11 protein-coding genes are annotated in these 16,204 nt (G+C 48.9%); 9 read left to right on the top strand and 2 right to left on the bottom strand.

What is annotated here, in order from left to right; translation table 11 throughout:
* Positions 1 to 103: 103 nt before the first annotated feature.
* From ribF to C942_RS08920, 9 genes are all read left to right on the top strand, one after another.
* The gene (ribF, locus tag C942_RS08960; RefSeq protein ID WP_036799373.1) at positions 104 to 1,075 is read left to right on the top strand and encodes a bifunctional riboflavin kinase/FAD synthetase; all 972 of its coding nucleotides are present in this window, start codon (positions 104 to 106) and stop codon (positions 1,073 to 1,075) included.
* Positions 1,072 to 3,936, top strand: a complete 2,865-nt coding sequence (ileS, locus tag C942_RS08955) for an isoleucine--tRNA ligase (RefSeq protein WP_007464865.1) — start codon at positions 1,072 to 1,074, stop codon at positions 3,934 to 3,936. Before ribF ends, ileS begins: the two co-directional genes overlap by 4 nt.
* Entirely contained in the window at positions 3,936 to 4,466 is a 531-nt protein-coding gene (gene lspA, locus C942_RS08950; protein ID WP_232428158.1) for a signal peptidase II, read from the top strand. The genes ileS and lspA overlap by 1 nt, the downstream gene beginning before the upstream one ends.
* A 98-nt stretch (positions 4,467 to 4,564) precedes the next feature.
* A complete protein-coding gene (fkpB, locus tag C942_RS08945) occupies positions 4,565 to 4,999 on the top strand; it encodes an FKBP-type peptidyl-prolyl cis-trans isomerase (RefSeq protein WP_007464861.1) in 435 nt (144 codons plus the stop codon).
* A gap of 12 nt (positions 5,000 to 5,011) precedes the next feature.
* Positions 5,012 to 5,953: a 4-hydroxy-3-methylbut-2-enyl diphosphate reductase gene (ispH, locus tag C942_RS08940; RefSeq protein ID WP_007464859.1), complete on the top strand. Its 942-nt coding sequence runs from the start codon at positions 5,012 to 5,014 to the stop codon at positions 5,951 to 5,953.
* 122 nt (positions 5,954 to 6,075) lie between these two features.
* The gene (dapB, locus tag C942_RS08935) at positions 6,076 to 6,885 is read left to right on the top strand and encodes a 4-hydroxy-tetrahydrodipicolinate reductase (protein ID WP_007464857.1); all 810 of its coding nucleotides are present in this window, start codon (positions 6,076 to 6,078) and stop codon (positions 6,883 to 6,885) included.
* Between the two features lie 550 nt (positions 6,886 to 7,435).
* On the top strand, positions 7,436 to 8,575 hold the full coding sequence (carA, locus tag C942_RS08930; RefSeq protein ID WP_007464855.1) for a glutamine-hydrolyzing carbamoyl-phosphate synthase small subunit: 1,140 nt from the start codon (positions 7,436 to 7,438) through the stop codon (positions 8,573 to 8,575).
* A 16-nt stretch (positions 8,576 to 8,591) separates the two neighbouring features.
* A complete protein-coding gene (gene carB / locus C942_RS08925; RefSeq protein WP_007464853.1) occupies positions 8,592 to 11,819 on the top strand; it encodes a carbamoyl-phosphate synthase large subunit in 3,228 nt (1,075 codons plus the stop codon).
* Between the two features lie 551 nt (positions 11,820 to 12,370).
* Positions 12,371 to 13,225, top strand: a complete 855-nt coding sequence (locus C942_RS08920; RefSeq protein WP_007464848.1) for a magnesium transporter — start codon at positions 12,371 to 12,373, stop codon at positions 13,223 to 13,225.
* A 131-nt stretch (positions 13,226 to 13,356) separates the two neighbouring features.
* Here C942_RS08920 and dacB read toward each other — a convergent pair whose 3' ends face one another.
* Together dacB and C942_RS08910 are read right to left on the bottom strand one after the other, a co-directional pair.
* On the bottom strand, positions 13,357 to 14,769 hold the full coding sequence (gene dacB, locus C942_RS08915) for a serine-type D-Ala-D-Ala carboxypeptidase (RefSeq protein WP_007464845.1): 1,413 nt from the start codon (positions 14,767 to 14,769) through the stop codon (positions 13,357 to 13,359).
* Between the two features lie 115 nt (positions 14,770 to 14,884).
* Entirely contained in the window at positions 14,885 to 15,883 is a 999-nt protein-coding gene (locus C942_RS08910) for a porin (RefSeq protein WP_007464842.1), read from the bottom strand.
* Between the last annotated feature and the right edge of the window lie 321 nt (positions 15,884 to 16,204).

Below are 16,204 nucleotides of genomic sequence, written 5' to 3'. Positions count from 1 at the left end.
AAATATGATATCAGCCAGCGGGAAAATGATTCCGATTGGTATGATGGGCTCAGAGTAGTATATAATCCGTCAGTTTTTCACTCTGCGAAAATTAAAGCGGCGCATGGAATTAATCCGAGGTATACATAATATCAAGCCAGAGCATCACGGAAGCGTGTTGACGATTGGTAACTTTGATGGTGTTCACTTAGGTCATCAGGCGGTGTTGCGCCAGGTGCAGGCCAAAGCCAAAGAACTGGGCTGGCCGGCAACTGTGATGAGCTTTGAGCCTCAGCCGATGGAATTGTTTGCAGGGGATAATGCCCCGGCCAGACTGACGCGGTTCCGAGATAAGTACCAGCAATTGAAACAGCTGGGAATGGATCGTTTGTTTTGTGTCAATTTTAATGCCCATTTCGCCAATATGTCACCGCGAGATTTTGTTCGCCGCTTGTTGGTAGAGCAATTGGGTGTTAAGTTTCTGGTTGTTGGTGATGATTTTTGCTTCGGAAAAGGCCGGAGCGGGAATTTTGCTATGCTAGAAGCTGCGGGGAAAGAGTTCGGTTTTACGGTTGTCAGTACCCAGAGCTTTTGCGTTTCTGAACAACGTGTCAGCAGTACGGCAATTCGTCAGGCCCTGGCAAATAATGATTTGCCGCTGGCAGAGTCGATGCTTGGCCGTCCGTATACTATCGGCGGACGCGTCTCCCATGGACGTAAACTGGGCCGGACTATCGGTTTTCCTACAGCAAATGTACCTCTTAAACGGCGGGTATCACCGGTCTCCGGTGTTTACGCTGTAGAGGTTTTCGGTGTTGATGGTGCTCCGCTTCCCGGAGTTGCCAATGTTGGCCACCGACCGACAGTTAATGGTGTGCGCCAGCAACTGGAAGTACACCTGTTTGATTTTAAATCTGATCTCTACGGACGCCAGATTGAAGTCGTGCTGCGTCATAAGCTGCGTGACGAAATTAAATTTGAATCATTTGATGCGCTGAAAGCGCAAATAGAGCGTGATGCTCAAACAGCACGGGTGTGGCTGTCTGAGCGTAATAATGTCCAATTTCGCCCAAGTAACGGAATCGAGAATCAATGAGCGACTACAAAGATACCCTGAATTTGCCTGAAACAGGGTTTCCGATGCGAGGCAATCTAGCTAACCGTGAGCCTGCGATGCTTAAGCGTTGGTATGATGAAGACCTTTACGGTGAAATCCGTAAAGCCAAGAAGGGTAAAAAATCCTTCGTATTACACGATGGCCCTCCATATGCCAACGGTGATATTCACATTGGTCACGCACTGAACAAGATTCTTAAAGACATTATTATTAAGTCAAAGACTCTGTCTGGCTTTAACGCACCATACATTCCTGGCTGGGACTGCCACGGTCTGCCAATCGAATTGATGGTAGAGAAGAAAGTTGGCAAGCCAGGCCAGAAAGTGACTGCGGCTGAATTCCGCGAGAAATGCCGTACTTACGCTGCTGGTCAGGTTGAAGGTCAGAAAGAAAGCTTCATGCGTCTGGGTGTATTGGGTGAGTGGGACAAGCCTTACCGCACTATGGATTTTGCAACAGAAGCGAACATCATTCGCTCTCTGGGTAAAATTGCAGACCAGGGCCACCTGCTGAAAGGTTTCAAACCTGTTCACTGGTGTACTGACTGTGGTTCAGCATTGGCTGAAGCAGAAGTTGAATATAAAGATAAAGTTTCACCGTCTATCGACGTAAAATTCAAAGCGGTTGACGAAGCGGCGGTTGTAGCTAAGTTCGATTGTGCTGAAGGCCACGAAGGTCAGGGTGATGTGTCTATTGTTATCTGGACAACAACACCATGGACTCTGCCAGCTAACCGTGCCGTTGCTATCCGTGATGATCTGGAATACGTACTGATCCAGACTGAAGGTGGCTCTGATAGTGAACAGCCTTCTGAGCGTCTGATTGTTGCTGCTGAGCTGGCTAAAGACGTAATGGATCGTGCCGGTATCGAGCAATACCGTAACCTTGGTTTCTGTAAAGGTGCCGAGCTGGAGCTGGTTCGTTTCAACCATCCGTTCTATAGCTTCGATGTTCCTGTGATCCTTGGCGATCACGTAACGACTGATTCTGGTACAGGCTGTGTACACACAGCACCTGGCCACGGTCAGGAAGACTTTGCAGTTGGTCAGAAATACGGTCTGGAAGTTGCTAACCCAGTGGGCAGCAACGGTGTTTACCTGCCGGATACAGAACTGTTTGCCGGTCAGCACGTATTTAAGGCGAACGATGCTGTTGTTGAAACGCTGAAAGAGCACGGCGCACTGCTGCACCACCACGCTTACGAGCACAGCTACCCGCATTGCTGGCGCCACAAGACGCCAATCATCTTCCGTGCGACTCCACAGTGGTTCGTATCGATGGATCAGGCAGGCCTGCGTGCAAAAGCGCTGGAAGAAATTAAGAGTGTTCAGTGGATGCCTGAATGGGGTCAGAGCCGTATCGAAGGTATGGTTGAAGGTCGCCCTGAATGGTGTATCTCTCGTCAGCGTACTTGGGGTGTGCCAATCGCACTGTTCGTTCACAAAGAAACTCAGGATCTTCACCCTAATACCAGCGAGCTGATTGAAAAAGTAGCTAAGCTGGTGGAAGAAAAAGGTATCCAGGCATGGTGGGATGTAGAACCTGCTGAGCTGATGGGTGAAGAAGATGCGGCTAATTACGAGAAAGTACTTGATACTCTGGACGTTTGGTTCGATTCAGGTGTTACTCACTTCTCAGTTGTAGACAGCCGCGAAGAATACAATGGCAACAGTGCCGATCTGTATCTTGAAGGTTCTGACCAGCACCGTGGCTGGTTCCAGTCTTCACTGATCTCTTCTGTTGCAATGAAGGGTAAAGCTCCTTATAAGCAAGTGCTGACTCACGGTTTCGTTGTTGACGGTCAGGGCCGTAAAATGTCGAAATCTATCGGTAACGTTGTTGCACCGAAAGATGTAACTAACAAGCTGGGTGCTGATATTCTGCGTCTGTGGGTTGCATCAACTGACTACACCGGTGAAGTTGCCGTTTCTGATGAAATCCTGAAGCGTTCTGCTGATGCTTACCGCCGTATCCGTAACACAGCACGTTTCTTCCTTGCTAACCTGAGCGGTTTCAACCCTGAAACTGACTGTGTAGCGGCAGAAGATATGGTTGCTCTGGATCGCTGGGCTGTTGGCCGTGCGAAAGCTGCACAGGAAGAAATCATCAAGGCTTACGATGATTACAACCTGCACGCAGTAACTCAGCGCCTGATGCAGTTCTGTTCGGTTGAAATGGGTTCATTCTACCTGGATGTAATCAAAGACCGTCAGTACACTGCGAAGCGCGGTGGCCACGCACAACGCAGCTGTCAGACTGCTCTGTACTACATTGTTGAAGCTCTGGTTCGCTGGATGGCACCAATCATGTCGTTCACTGCTGACGAGATCTGGAATGAAATGCCAGCTTCTCAAGGTAATGGTGAGCAGCGCGACAAGTTCGTATTCACGGGTGAGTGGTACGAAGGTCTGTTCGGTCTGGCAGAAGGTGAAGAGCTGAGCAACGAATTCTGGGCTGAGATCCAGCACGTTCGTGGTGCTGTGAACAAACTGCTGGAAGGTGCACGTAAAGATAAAGTTATCGGCGGTGCCCTGCAGGCTGAAGTAACACTGGCTGCAAATGAAGAGCTGGCAGCGAAGCTGAACAAGCTGGAAGACGAACTGCGTTTCGTTCTGCTGACTTCTAAAGCTGACGTTGTTGTTGCTGACAGCAAGCCGGAAGGTGCACAGGAAACTGACGTTGAAGGTCTGTATGTAACAGTTAAAGCGTCAGAAGCTGCGAAGTGTGATCGTTGCTGGCACCACGTTGCGGATGTAGGCACTATCGAAGGTCACGAAGAAGTTTGTGGTCGTTGTGTAAGCAACATTGACGGTAAAGGTGAAGAGCGTAAGTTTGCCTAATGATCAAGTTATCGCCTAAACAAATGCCCTCGTTGAAAGAGTCCGGAGTTCGCTGGCTGTGGCTGGCGGCCCTGGTGTTCGTCATGGATTTTGTCAGCAAGCTGCTGGTTATGAATACCATGGAATACGGTTGGCCTAACCGTATTGAGCTGCTGCCGTTCTTTAATCTGCTGTATGTACACAACTATGGTGCGGCATTCAGCTTTTTGAGTGACGCTGGTGGTTGGCAGCGCTGGTTGTTTACGGCGATTGCACTTGCAGTGTGTGGTTTGCTTATCTTCTGGATGCGCCGCTCGCCGGCCTCCCATAAGTTGGCAAATTGTGCATATGCCCTGATTATCGGTGGTGCACTCGGTAACTTGTTTGACCGTTTGTATCATGGCTTTGTGGTCGACTTCCTGGATTTTTATATCGGTAAGCACCACTGGCCGGCATTCAATATTGCCGATGTCGCTATTTGTGTCGGTGCCGGACTGATTGTCCTGGAAGGCTTTTTGGCCGATAAAGACAAGCAACCGGTTAACCGCTAAAAGCGATCAGACCTTATAACCTTAAGCGCTGTCCGTTGATACGGGCGGCGCTTTGTTGTAAAAAGAGCGCTATAAATATTCAATTCAGGGAAGTGAGCATGTCGGTTATCAAGGAAAACAGTGAAGTTCTGATGCACTTTGCCATTAAGCTCGATGACGGTTCAGTGGCAGATTCAACCCAGGCAGTGGGGAAACCGGCAAAGTTCCGTATGGGCGATGGTAGCCTGACGGAAAATTTTGAAAAATGCCTGTTGGGACTGAGCGTTGGCCAGAAAAGCTCGTTTAAACTGGAGCCGAAAGATGCCTTCGGACCGGCTAATCCCGACAATATCCACCATCTCGAACTGTCTAAATTCGGTGCCGATGCACCTGCCGAGGTGGGAACCATTATTGCCTTCAGTGGCCCTGATGGTCAGGATATCCCAGGAATAATTACAGAAGTTGCCGGCGACTCAGTAACCGTTGACTTCAATCACCCGCTTGCCGGGCAACGGGTCACTTTTGATGTCGAAGTTGTGGCCATAGAAAACTAAGAGCTGTTAGCAATGAAAATCTTATTAGCCAACCCACGCGGTTTTTGTGCCGGCGTAGACCGTGCGATCAGTATCGTTGAACGTGCACTGGAACTGTATCAACCGCCAATTTATGTTCGCCATGAAGTCGTCCATAACCGTTTTGTGGTCGAAGGTCTTAAGCAACGTGGTGCTATTTTTGTCGAAGAACTGCACGAAGTGCCGGATGACAATATTGTGATTTTCTCTGCCCACGGCGTATCTCAGGCTGTTCGCAATGAAGCGAAAGCCCGCCAGCTGACAGTGTTTGATGCAACCTGCCCGTTGGTAACCAAAGTCCATATGGAAGTTGCGCGCGCCAGTCGCCGCCATATGGAAGTGGTACTGATTGGTCATGCCGGTCACCCTGAAGTTGAGGGTACCATGGGCCAGTACACCAGCGAAGAAGGTGGCATGTACCTGGTTGAGAGGCCGGAAGATGTTGAAAAACTGAAGGTCAAAGATCCGAGTAACCTGCATTATGTCAGCCAGACAACCCTGTCTGTCGATGAAACTGCAGATGTGATTGCTAAATTGCGTGAGGTTTTCCCTGAAATTCAGGGGCCGCGTAAAGATGATATCTGTTATGCAACTCAAAACCGACAGGATGCTGTGCGTGAAATGGCGAAGTCGGTAGATGTGGTGATTGTTGTTGGCTCAAAGAATTCGTCTAACTCAAACCGTCTGCGTGAACTGGCTGAGAAGCTGGGAACGCCGGGTTGTCTGACGGACTGTCCGGAAGATATCCAGCCTGAATGGTTCGAAGGTAAAGCGAAAGTGGGGATTACAGCCGGAGCTTCGGCACCGGAAGAACTGGTTAACCAGATCATTGAGCGAATCCGTCAGCTAAGCGGTGCAGAAGTTGAGGAGCTGACCGGTCGGGAAGAGAATATGTTCTTCGAAGTGCCACGTGAACTTCAGGTCAAGAACGTATAAGCCTTGCTGGAAGAATACAATCGGTTTGAAAGCCTCAGCGAATGCTGGGGCTTTTTTTATATCCGTCAACAGGCTACAGTGGAGTAGAACAACATAAGAGATTTTTAGGGAGAAAATACGCAATGGTAAGAATTGCGATTGCCGGTGCGGCAGGACGCATGGGCCGACAGCTGTTAAAAGCGACACACCTGTCAGAACTGGCTGCACTGGGTGCAGCGACTGAGCGTAGTGAATCCACTTTGGTTGGTGTTGATGCCGGTGAACTAGCGGGAATTGGTGCACTGTCTGTCACCGTTGTTGATGATCTTGCGGCTGCGAAGGATGACTTCGATGTGCTGATTGATTTCACAGCACCTGTAGCGACTCTGGCAAATATTGAATTCTGTCAGCAGCATGGCAAAAAAATTGTCATTGGTACAACCGGTTTTACCGAGCAGGAGCGACAGCAGATTGATGAGGCAGCTAAGAGCATGCCGATTGTGATGGCGCCAAACTACAGCGTTGGTGTAAACCTGATGTTCAAGTTACTGGAAAAAGCCGCCAAGGTTATGGGTGATTATTGTGATATCGAAATCATCGAGGCCCACCATCGCCATAAGGTCGACGCTCCGTCAGGAACAGCGATCGGTATGGGGGAGGCTATTGCTGGTGCGATGGGTAACAAGCTGAGTGATGTAGCCGTGTATGCCCGTGAAGGTATTACTGGTGAACGCAGCCGTGATGAAATCGGGTTTGCAACAGTTCGTGCCGGTGACATTGTTGGTGAGCATACCGCTATGTTTGCAGATATTGGTGAGCGAGTGGAAATCACTCATAAAGCGACCGATCGTATGACGTTTGCCAATGGAGCTGTCCGAGCTGCGGCATGGCTGAATGATAAAGCGCCTGGTTTTTATACAATGCAGGACGTGCTTAGTCTGGACGAATTATAAGTATCTCCGCAATTACTGCCAAATTTCCTTTCTGCGGTAACTATTCCAGCCAATTACATTGATATGCACTCACAGACCTGTGGGTGCATAATTAGTGAATCCTCCCCTTCGATTTCTATTGTTTTTTTGAATCTGTGCTTTTGCTGTAATTTTAATCAAGATTTCTGTCATTTTTGTATTGTTGGTAATGGTTTTGTTGTGAGTTGTGCAAAAGTGAGCTTTAATTTTGGTTTTTTTACGGTTTGGTACTTAGATTATTGTTTGTCGAGTTCGTTAAATCCAGGCAAACGATAAAATGAGATCGGGTTCTGCTTTGTGTGATGAAAAACCGATGAAAATGTGCGGTTATACAGCGTTGGTCTGTTTTTTCTCTTGGGTTGGTCTAAATTTAAATTAATTTTGACTGTTTTATTGACACTTTAAAGAGTGGTCTCTAGAATGCGCGCAATTTGTCAAAATTATGCTTGACTCGCTTTTTGACTTTGTATGGAATGGGTAAGTGCAAAATTATCTGTTTTAAGTGCATTTTTATTGTTTTATGGAGGTTGTCTTGAGCAAATCAGCACTGTTAGTCCTGGAAGATGGGACAGTGTTCCACGGCGTGTCCATTGGGGCAGACGGATCGGCCGTTGGTGAAGTTGTTTTTAATACCTCGATGACGGGGTACCAAGAAATTCTCACCGACCCTTCCTATTCACAACAGATTGTTACCCTCACTTATCCCCATATTGGCAATACCGGAACTAATTCCGAAGACGAAGAATCCACCTCCATCCACGCGCAAGGCCTGGTAATCCGCGATCTTCCCCTTATCGCTTCAAACTTCCGTAATCAACAATCCCTTTCTGATTACCTTAAATCCCAGAACATTGTCGGCATTGCCGATATCGACACCCGTAAGCTGACACGCATCTTGCGTGAAAAAGGTGCCCAGAATGGCTGCATCATGGCGGGTGACAACCTGGATGAAGCGCTGGCATTGGCGAAAGCCAAAGAGTTTCCCGGCCTCAAAGGTATGGATCTGGCGAAAGAAGTGACCACCGGTGAAAGCTATCAGTGGAAACAGGGTTCATGGACGTTGGAAAACGGTCTGCCAGAACCGGCAGATGACAGCGAGCTGCCATACCATGTGGTTGCTTACGACTTCGGTGCCAAGCGTAATATTCTGCGTATGTTGGTTGACCGCGGTTGCCGCCTGACTGTTGTACCGGCACAGACTTCGGCTGAAGAAGTGCTGGCGATGAATCCGGATGGCGTATTTCTGTCAAACGGCCCGGGTGACCCTGAGCCATGTACCTACGCAATTGAGGCAACAAAAACATTCCTGGACAAGGGCCTGCCAATTTTTGGTATCTGCCTTGGCCACCAAATCCTGGCACTGGCTTCCGGTGCGAAGACAGTGAAGATGAAGTTCGGCCACCATGGTGCCAACCACCCGGTGAAGGATCTTGACCGCAATGTTGTGATGATCACTTCGCAAAACCACGGCTTTGCTGCTGATGAGGCGTCGCTGCCTGAAAATCTGCGAGCGACACACAAGTCCTTGTTTGACGGTTCCCTGCAAGGTATCCATCGCACCGACAAGCCGGCATTCAGTTTCCAGGGGCACCCGGAAGCGAGCCCGGGTCCGCATGATGCGGCTCCGTTATTTGACCACTTTATCGAACTAATCAAGCAGCACAGCGCCTAAGCCGGGAGTAGAAGAAATGCCAAAACGTACTGACATTAAAAGTGTTCTTATTCTGGGTGCCGGTCCGATTGTTATCGGTCAGGCATGTGAATTTGACTACTCTGGTGCACAGGCTTGTAAAGCCCTTCGCGAAGAAGGCTACCGTGTAATCCTGGTCAACTCTAACCCAGCGACTATCATGACCGACCCGAACATGGCCGATGCAACTTACATTGAGCCAATCCACTGGGAAGTAGTACGTAAAATCATTGAGAAAGAGCGCCCGGATGCAGTATTGCCGACCATGGGGGGCCAGACAGCACTGAACTGTGCGCTTGACCTGGAGCGTCATGGCGTGCTGGATGAGTTCGGCGTCGAAATGATTGGTGCAACGGCGGATGCTATCGATAAAGCAGAAGACCGTTCCCGCTTTGACGCGGCGATGAAGGCTATCGGCCTTGAGTGTCCGCGTGCCGATACTGCCAAGAGCATGGAAGAAGCCTATCAGGTTCTTGAGATGGTTGGCTTCCCATGTATCATCCGCCCATCCTTTACTATGGGGGGGACCGGTGGCGGTATCGCCTATAACAAGGAAGAGTTTGAAGAAATCTGCCGTCGTGGTTTGGACTTGTCTCCGACCAATGAGCTGCTGATTGATGAATCTCTGATCGGCTGGAAAGAGTACGAGATGGAAGTTGTCCGTGATAAGAACGACAACTGCATCATCGTTTGCGCGATTGAAAACTTCGACCCTATGGGTATCCATACCGGTGACTCCATTACTGTCGCACCGGCACAGACTCTGACGGATAAAGAGTATCAGCTGATGCGTAACGCATCGCTGGCGGTACTGCGTGAAATCGGCGTTGAAACCGGTGGCTCTAACGTTCAGTTCGGTATCAACCCGAAAGATGGCCGTATGGTTATCATCGAGATGAACCCGCGTGTATCCCGTTCTTCTGCACTGGCCTCAAAAGCGACCGGTTTCCCGATTGCTAAGGTAGCGGCGAAACTGGCAATTGGTTTTACCCTGGATGAGTTGATGAACGATATCACCGGTGGTGCGACGCCGGCTTCATTCGAACCGACCATCGACTATGTGGTAACTAAGATCCCGCGCTTTAACTTCGAGAAATTTGCCGGTGCCAACGACCGTCTGACAACCCAGATGAAGTCTGTCGGAGAGGTGATGGCAATCGGTCGTAACCAGCAGGAGTCGATGCAAAAAGCGCTGCGCGGCCTGGAAGTCGGCGCAAACGGCTTTGATGAAATGGTAGACCTGGATGCACCGGATGCCCTGACTAAAATTCGCCACGAGCTGAAAGATGCTGGTGCAGAGCGTATCTGGTATATCGCTGATGCTTTCCGTGCCGGGCTGTCGGTTGACGGTGTCTTCAACCTAACTAATATCGATCGCTGGTTCCTGGTACAGATTGAAGAGCTGGTGAAGCTTGAAAATCAAGTGAAAGAGGGCGGTTTTGCCGGTTTGAATGCACAGACACTGCGCAAGCTTAAGCGCAAAGGCTTTGCTGATGCCCGCTTGGCGAAGCTGCTGGGTGTAGCGGAAACGGAAATTCGCAAGCTGCGTGACCAGTTCGACATCCACCCGGTTTACAAGCGCGTTGATACTTGTGCGGCTGAGTTTTCTTCCGATACGGCTTACATGTACTCATCGTATGATGAAGAGTGTGAAGCAAATCCAACCGACAATAACAAAATCATGGTACTGGGCGGTGGTCCTAACCGTATCGGGCAGGGTATCGAATTTGACTACTGCTGTGTTCATGCTTCGCTGGCGCTGCGTGAAGACGGTTATGAAACCATCATGGTTAACTGTAACCCTGAGACAGTTTCAACCGACTATGACACATCCGATCGCCTGTACTTTGAACCGGTAACGCTGGAAGACGTGCTGTCGATTGTCCGTGTAGAGAAGCCGAAAGGGGTTATCGTTCAGTACGGTGGCCAGACACCATTGAAGCTGGCGCGAGCACTGGAAGCCGCTGGTGTTCCTATTATCGGCACCAGCCCGGATGCCATTGACCGTGCGGAAGACCGTGAACGTTTTCAGGCTGCAGTTGAGCGCCTTGGCCTGAAACAACCTGAGAATGCGACAGTGACAGCGCTGGAGCAGGCTGTTGAAAAGTCGAAAGAAATCGGCTTCCCGCTGGTGGTTCGCCCATCTTATGTACTGGGTGGCCGTGCAATGGAAATCGTCTATGACGAAAGCGACCTGCGCCGTTACTTTAACGAGGCGGTCAGTGTGTCTAACGAGTCCCCGGTATTGCTGGACCGCTTCCTGGATGACGCAACTGAAGTAGATATCGACGCTATCTGTGACGGTGAGAATGTAGTTATCGGCGGTATCATGGAGCATATCGAGCAGGCCGGTGTTCACTCCGGTGACTCAGCATGTTCACTGCCGGCTTATACTTTGAGCCAGGAAATCCAGGATGTGATGCGCCAGCAGGTTGAGAAACTGGCCTTCGAATTGGGTGTGCGTGGCCTGATGAATACTCAGTTTGCGGTCAAGGACAACGAAGTTTACCTGATTGAGGTGAACCCGCGTGCAGCACGTACCGTTCCTTTTGTATCTAAAGCTACCGGTGCGCCGCTGGCGAAGATTGCTGCCCGCGTAATGGCTGGTCAGTCACTGGCATCGCAAGGTTTTACCAAGGAAATTATTCCTCCGTACTACTCAGTGAAGGAAGTGGTGCTGCCGTTTAACAAGTTCCCGGGTGTTGACCCGCTGCTTGGCCCTGAAATGCGCTCTACCGGTGAGGTAATGGGCGTTGGTAACACTTTCGCTGAAGCTTTTGCGAAAGCGGAATTGGGTTGCGGAAAAGTGAAGCAGGCCAAAGGTCGTGCTCTGCTATCGGTTCGCGGTAATGACAAGCAACGTGTGGTTGATTTGGCATCCAAACTGGTAAAACAGGGTTATGAGCTTGATGCGACGCACGGTACTGCGATTGTGCTGGGTGAAGCCGGTATCAACCCGCGTCTGGTAAATAAGGTATATGAAGGTCGACCGCACATTCTTGACCGTATTAAGAATAACGAATACACCTACATCGTTAATACGGCTGAAGGTCGTCAGGCGATTGAGGATTCGAAAGTGCTGCGCCGGGGCGCATTGGCTGAAAAGGTGAACTACACCACGACGCTGAATGCCGCTTTTGCTACCTGTATGGCCTGGAGTGCTGATGACCGTAACACGGTTAATTCAGTGCAGGAACTGCATGCACGAGTAAAAAGCGCTGAATAGTTCCTTATAAAGAACTAACAGTAGACCAAACAGCCCGCATTTTGCGGGCTGTTTCATTTTTGCCCAAAGAATGAGCAAAGGCATCAAAAGTCAGGCCATTAGTGCTTGAACTGAACATCGAATCACGTAGAATTGGCCGCGTCGCATAAGCGATAAATTATTTTGGAGACTTTAATGAACGATACCGACCATCCCCCGAGTATGAAGGTGGAAAATCAAACCCGCTAACGGTGTCGGTCTCCTGTGATTCCGAACCTCTGATACGGGTTCGGAATAGTATGTCTTTTGTATCTTTTCTTATTGATACCTTCCTTTGACAAACCATTCCCTGGTTTTCTTGCCAATTTCTCAATGATAGAACGGCGTCACGCTATTGCTGATGACCGGGTTGTAGCTATTCCAGTGATGGTGAAATTGTATTTATTTTGCCCGGAACTGGATGTTATTGCTCGTTCGTATGTGTAGTAAGACGCGATTCTGGTGGTCGTTACCCTATGCCACGTATTTTGCCTTGAAGGCGAATGCGGGTGTTGCCAATCGGGAGATTCGCCATGGCGGTAATGAACTATGCAGCACACGCTGCAATAGCAACTGAACATTTGGGTCAGAATGATGTACTGGCCGTTCGTAATGCGTTTTTGAAATATGACATCGAGGAGCAGGCTACTCTGCTGGTTCGAATGCCGATTTCAGAAGCGATTGCGGTATTACATGAGTGCCCGCTGCGGCACGTGCAGACCTTGCTGGATCTGCTTGATGAAAGAAATGAAGATGTCCGTATGCGCCATTTGGCGAACGGACTTGGGCTGATCTGCTCGGAAGCGGAACCGGCAGGGCATTACCTTAAAAACAGCGTTTTCAGTCATGTGCGCGAGCGCATTGGCTGGATTGTTGGTCTGGCTTTGCTGGGTATTGTGTCTGGTTTGATCATTTCACACTATGAGGACACCTTGAGCCAATTGGTATTACTGGCGATTTACATGCCGGTAATTGCTGCTGCCGGGGGTAATACCGGCTCTCAGGCGGCGACATTGGTGGTCAGGGCACTGGCAATGGAAGAGATACGATGTCGCGACTGGCTGGCCGTATTGTGGAAAGAGTTCCGTGTAGCGATTGTGATTGCCGTTGTGCTGGCAATGGTGATTGTCGGCCGGGTCATGCTTTTCAGTGATGGCTCGGTCCTGCCGGTCGGGATGAGCCTTCATGATATTGCATTGGCGATCGGGATGGCAATTTCGCTTCAGGTGGTACTTTCAACCACTGTCGGTGGTGTATTACCGATGATAGCTCGAGCCTGTAACCTGGACCCGGCTGTTTTGGTGAGTCCGGTTCTGGCATCGGTGGTTGATATTTCCGGGATGATTATCTACTTCACCACGGTGAACTGGTTCCTGGGGCTGGCATAGAGGCTCGGAATCCTCGGAGTCAATAACCAGACCGGAGATACGAGGGGAGAGCGACGAGTGTCGGATCTCCTCTCGATACTCATTTGTCTCCCCTAAGCTCTTCTGCTATATCTCTTTTGGTATTAAGTTATTTAATAATTCTCGTACAACGCCCTGTACAGTTCCCTTTCAAACTGTTCAATCGGCGGGGCGACTTTGGGCGCATCATCGTCTTTTTCCGGTGGATGGTAGTTGGATACCAGCTGGACAAACATCAACTGCTTACCTGATTTTGTCGTAATGAAGCCAGCCAGGTTATGGGTTCCGAACAGCGAACCGCTTTTCGCGGCAATTTGCCCGCTTAGTGGCTGGTGGCGGATACTCTGGCGATAGCGCAGGGTTCCGGTCTGGCCGCTTATTGGTAGGGTGGATAACAGCTTTAACTGTTTGTCATTACGGTAGTAGTAAGTAAGCACTTCCATCATTTGTGCCGCTGTCAGCCGGTTGTTTCGGGACAGACCTGAGCCGTCGACCATCACTGCGGCGCTGAGATCGATACTGGCTTGCTCTAGCAGAATCGTTTTTATTGCAGCGACTCCGTTGGTAAATGTACCTTTTTGATTGAAGTAGCGGTGGCCTAGTGTTTTGGCAAGGTTATCGGCAATCAGGTTATCTGAATCCTTCACCATGGTATCAAGCAACTCGCTTAGGGGGGCGGAACTGTGGCGGGCAATGCGTTTACCTCTGGCATTGTCGTTGCGCATTATCTCGCCATTAAATCGGATCCCGGCCCTTTTCAGTTCACTCCGGATCACCGCGGCAGTGTAGTCTACGGTATTTTGAACCGCAAAGTTCAGCGGAAGCGGACGGTCCATTTGGGCAAGGCAGCCACTGAGCTGGTAATGATTGGAAGCATCAGCATAGAGCTCCAAATCACAATGCCGTTGTTTTTGCTGCTCTTTGGTCACAGTGATAGCGGAAGTGGCGACTTTGATTGGCTGGTGTGCCGGAACATGCACCCGAGTCACTTTGCCCGCGCTTTTACTGCTGTACAAAGCTCCTTGTACACAGTTGTGCTCCAGAGAAATACTGCTGGAAGGCGCACTGTAGCAAACCCCCAAAATATCCCATGGCCAGCCGGGAGCATGCTCATAGCCGCTGAAAACACTGCCGTTAAGAATAATGTTGCCGCTGATTTTGTTCTTACTGATTTTTCTCAACAGATTTGCCAGTTGTTGGCGTGACAGGCTTGGGTCACCACTGAAATGAATGATGTAGTTTTTGCCGTCTTGTTCCAGGTCGGTATAAAAACGAAAATCTTTACCAAGGTAGAGCCGGGCTGCCAGTGCTGTGATGAGCTTCTGGGTACTGGCCGGAGCCTGAAACTGATTTTCTCGCTGACTAAATAGTGTTGTACCAGTTGCAGGGTCGATAATAAGCAGGGCTGTGTCCTGGGCTGCTGGTAACTGGTTGAGAGCAAACTGAGGAGAAAAACCGGCTATAGCCGGGAGGCCTAATAAGAGACCTAGCAGAAAAGGGAATACTCGTAACATCATTGGTGCCATAAGAAGTCTTTGGGAAGAGGCTTAGATATAAACCTTAGTCATCTTATAGCAAAACGGTACCGACCCGAAAGCCTGTACCGTTTTTTTGGAGCTAATGCTATGAATTCTAATTAAATTAGAAGTCGTAACGAGCACCCAGAACGAATTCGTCAGATGTTGCTGCTTTGTTGATACCCGCAGTAGCATTTTCGTCTAGGTTGTTGAACTTGTATGATGCGTAAGCGCGGAAGTTCTTGTTGAAGTAGTGAGTTGCATCAACTGCGATTGAGTCACGCAGGTCGATGTTTTTATCAGAATCTTCCAAGTAGTTGTAAGTTGCGATGAATACAGTCTTACCCATAGTGTAAGATGCTGCGAATTCATAACCTGATGATTCTTTAACGTTCACGTCTGCATTGCTAATTTTATATACGGAAGTGTTTTCTGCGTCTTGATATAGACCAGCGAAGTAGAAATCACCAATGGTGTAAGAGATAGCACCGAATAGTTGCTTACCTTTTTCTGCTGTACCACTGTCTTGTTCACCGTAGCCAAGACCGAAACCAAGACCCATGTCCATTACGTATTGAGCACCAAGAGAGTAACCGTCTTTGTTATCACCGTTGTCAAATACGTAGTTGGTTTTTACTGTCAGGTTGTTGCCCATCAGGTCGAAAGAACCAACGTAAGATAGGTTGTTTTCAGTACGGTCTGCTGCAGCCAGTTTGTTACCCGCTTCGTTACCGTGGTATGACATGATATCAGTGTAGTCAGTCAGCATACCAAGAGAACCGTCTGCCTTACCGTACACTAGACGACCGTAAGTACCGCCGATACCCGCGTAAGCGTAACGAGTTTCATCATCGCTGCTGTCTGCGCTCTGGAATTCTTTTTCGAAGAAACCAGTACCGTACAGGCCGTCAGAGATGTCAGTTTTACCTGCTACGTTGATACGTACGCGAGTTTTATCAGAAACTTTGTTGCTGTCAGTTGCTGTGTCAGCCATTAGGGCACGAGCTTCGAAACGACCGCCAACTGCCAGGCTAGATGCTTCATCTGAGTACACTTCTGCAGCAGTTGCTGCGCTTGAAATTGTTGCTGCTGCTACTGCTAAAGCAATAAGGTTCTTGTTCATTGTCGAATCCTTTTGGAAATCCATTTTGGAATTATTTTGTTGTATGCATAAGAGTGCTAAATGCATACTGTTCTTTTTACTGGTTACTGCTGTCAAAGGGTTAGTAAAAAAAACTGAAAAATACTTTATGAGTATGATTTACAATAGGTTTTTTGTTTTTATATTGTGATTTATCAGTCACTTAACTGATTTAATAAAAGTTCGCTGTGGGGTGTTTTTTTTAGCTCAATTTAGAAGTGTGTTGAGCTTTTCTTTGGTGAGAAATTTGTGCTATTAAGTATTTTTGTGACTACAAACACATTAATTTTTTGCCTATTCTTG

This window comes from Photobacterium marinum (assembly GCF_000331515.1).
GTDB lineage: Bacteria > Pseudomonadota > Gammaproteobacteria > Enterobacterales > Vibrionaceae > Photobacterium > Photobacterium marinum.
Note: the sequence above shows the minus strand (reverse complement) of the source record. Positions and strands in the feature narration are given on the sequence as shown.

Bases quoted from the DNA above. Each gene is read 5' to 3' on its own strand.
- ribF (WP_036799373.1), top strand. From the start codon at position 104: ATGGAATTAATCCGAGGTATACATAATATCAAGCCAGAGCATCACGGA.
- ileS (WP_007464865.1), top strand. From the start codon at position 1,072: ATGAGCGACTACAAAGATACCCTGAATTTGCCTGAAACAGGGTTTCCG.
- C942_RS08910 (WP_007464842.1), bottom strand. From the start codon at position 15,883: ATGAACAAGAACCTTATTGCTTTAGCAGTAGCAGCAGCAACAATTTCA.
- fkpB (WP_007464861.1), top strand. From the start codon at position 4,565: ATGTCGGTTATCAAGGAAAACAGTGAAGTTCTGATGCACTTTGCCATT.
- C942_RS08920 (WP_007464848.1), top strand. From the start codon at position 12,371: ATGGCGGTAATGAACTATGCAGCACACGCTGCAATAGCAACTGAACAT.
- lspA (WP_232428158.1), top strand. From the start codon at position 3,936: ATGATCAAGTTATCGCCTAAACAAATGCCCTCGTTGAAAGAGTCCGGA.
- carB (WP_007464853.1), top strand. From the start codon at position 8,592: ATGCCAAAACGTACTGACATTAAAAGTGTTCTTATTCTGGGTGCCGGT.
- dapB (WP_007464857.1), top strand. From the start codon at position 6,076: ATGGTAAGAATTGCGATTGCCGGTGCGGCAGGACGCATGGGCCGACAG.
- dacB (WP_007464845.1), bottom strand. From the start codon at position 14,769: ATGGCACCAATGATGTTACGAGTATTCCCTTTTCTGCTAGGTCTCTTA.
- ispH (WP_007464859.1), top strand. From the start codon at position 5,012: ATGAAAATCTTATTAGCCAACCCACGCGGTTTTTGTGCCGGCGTAGAC.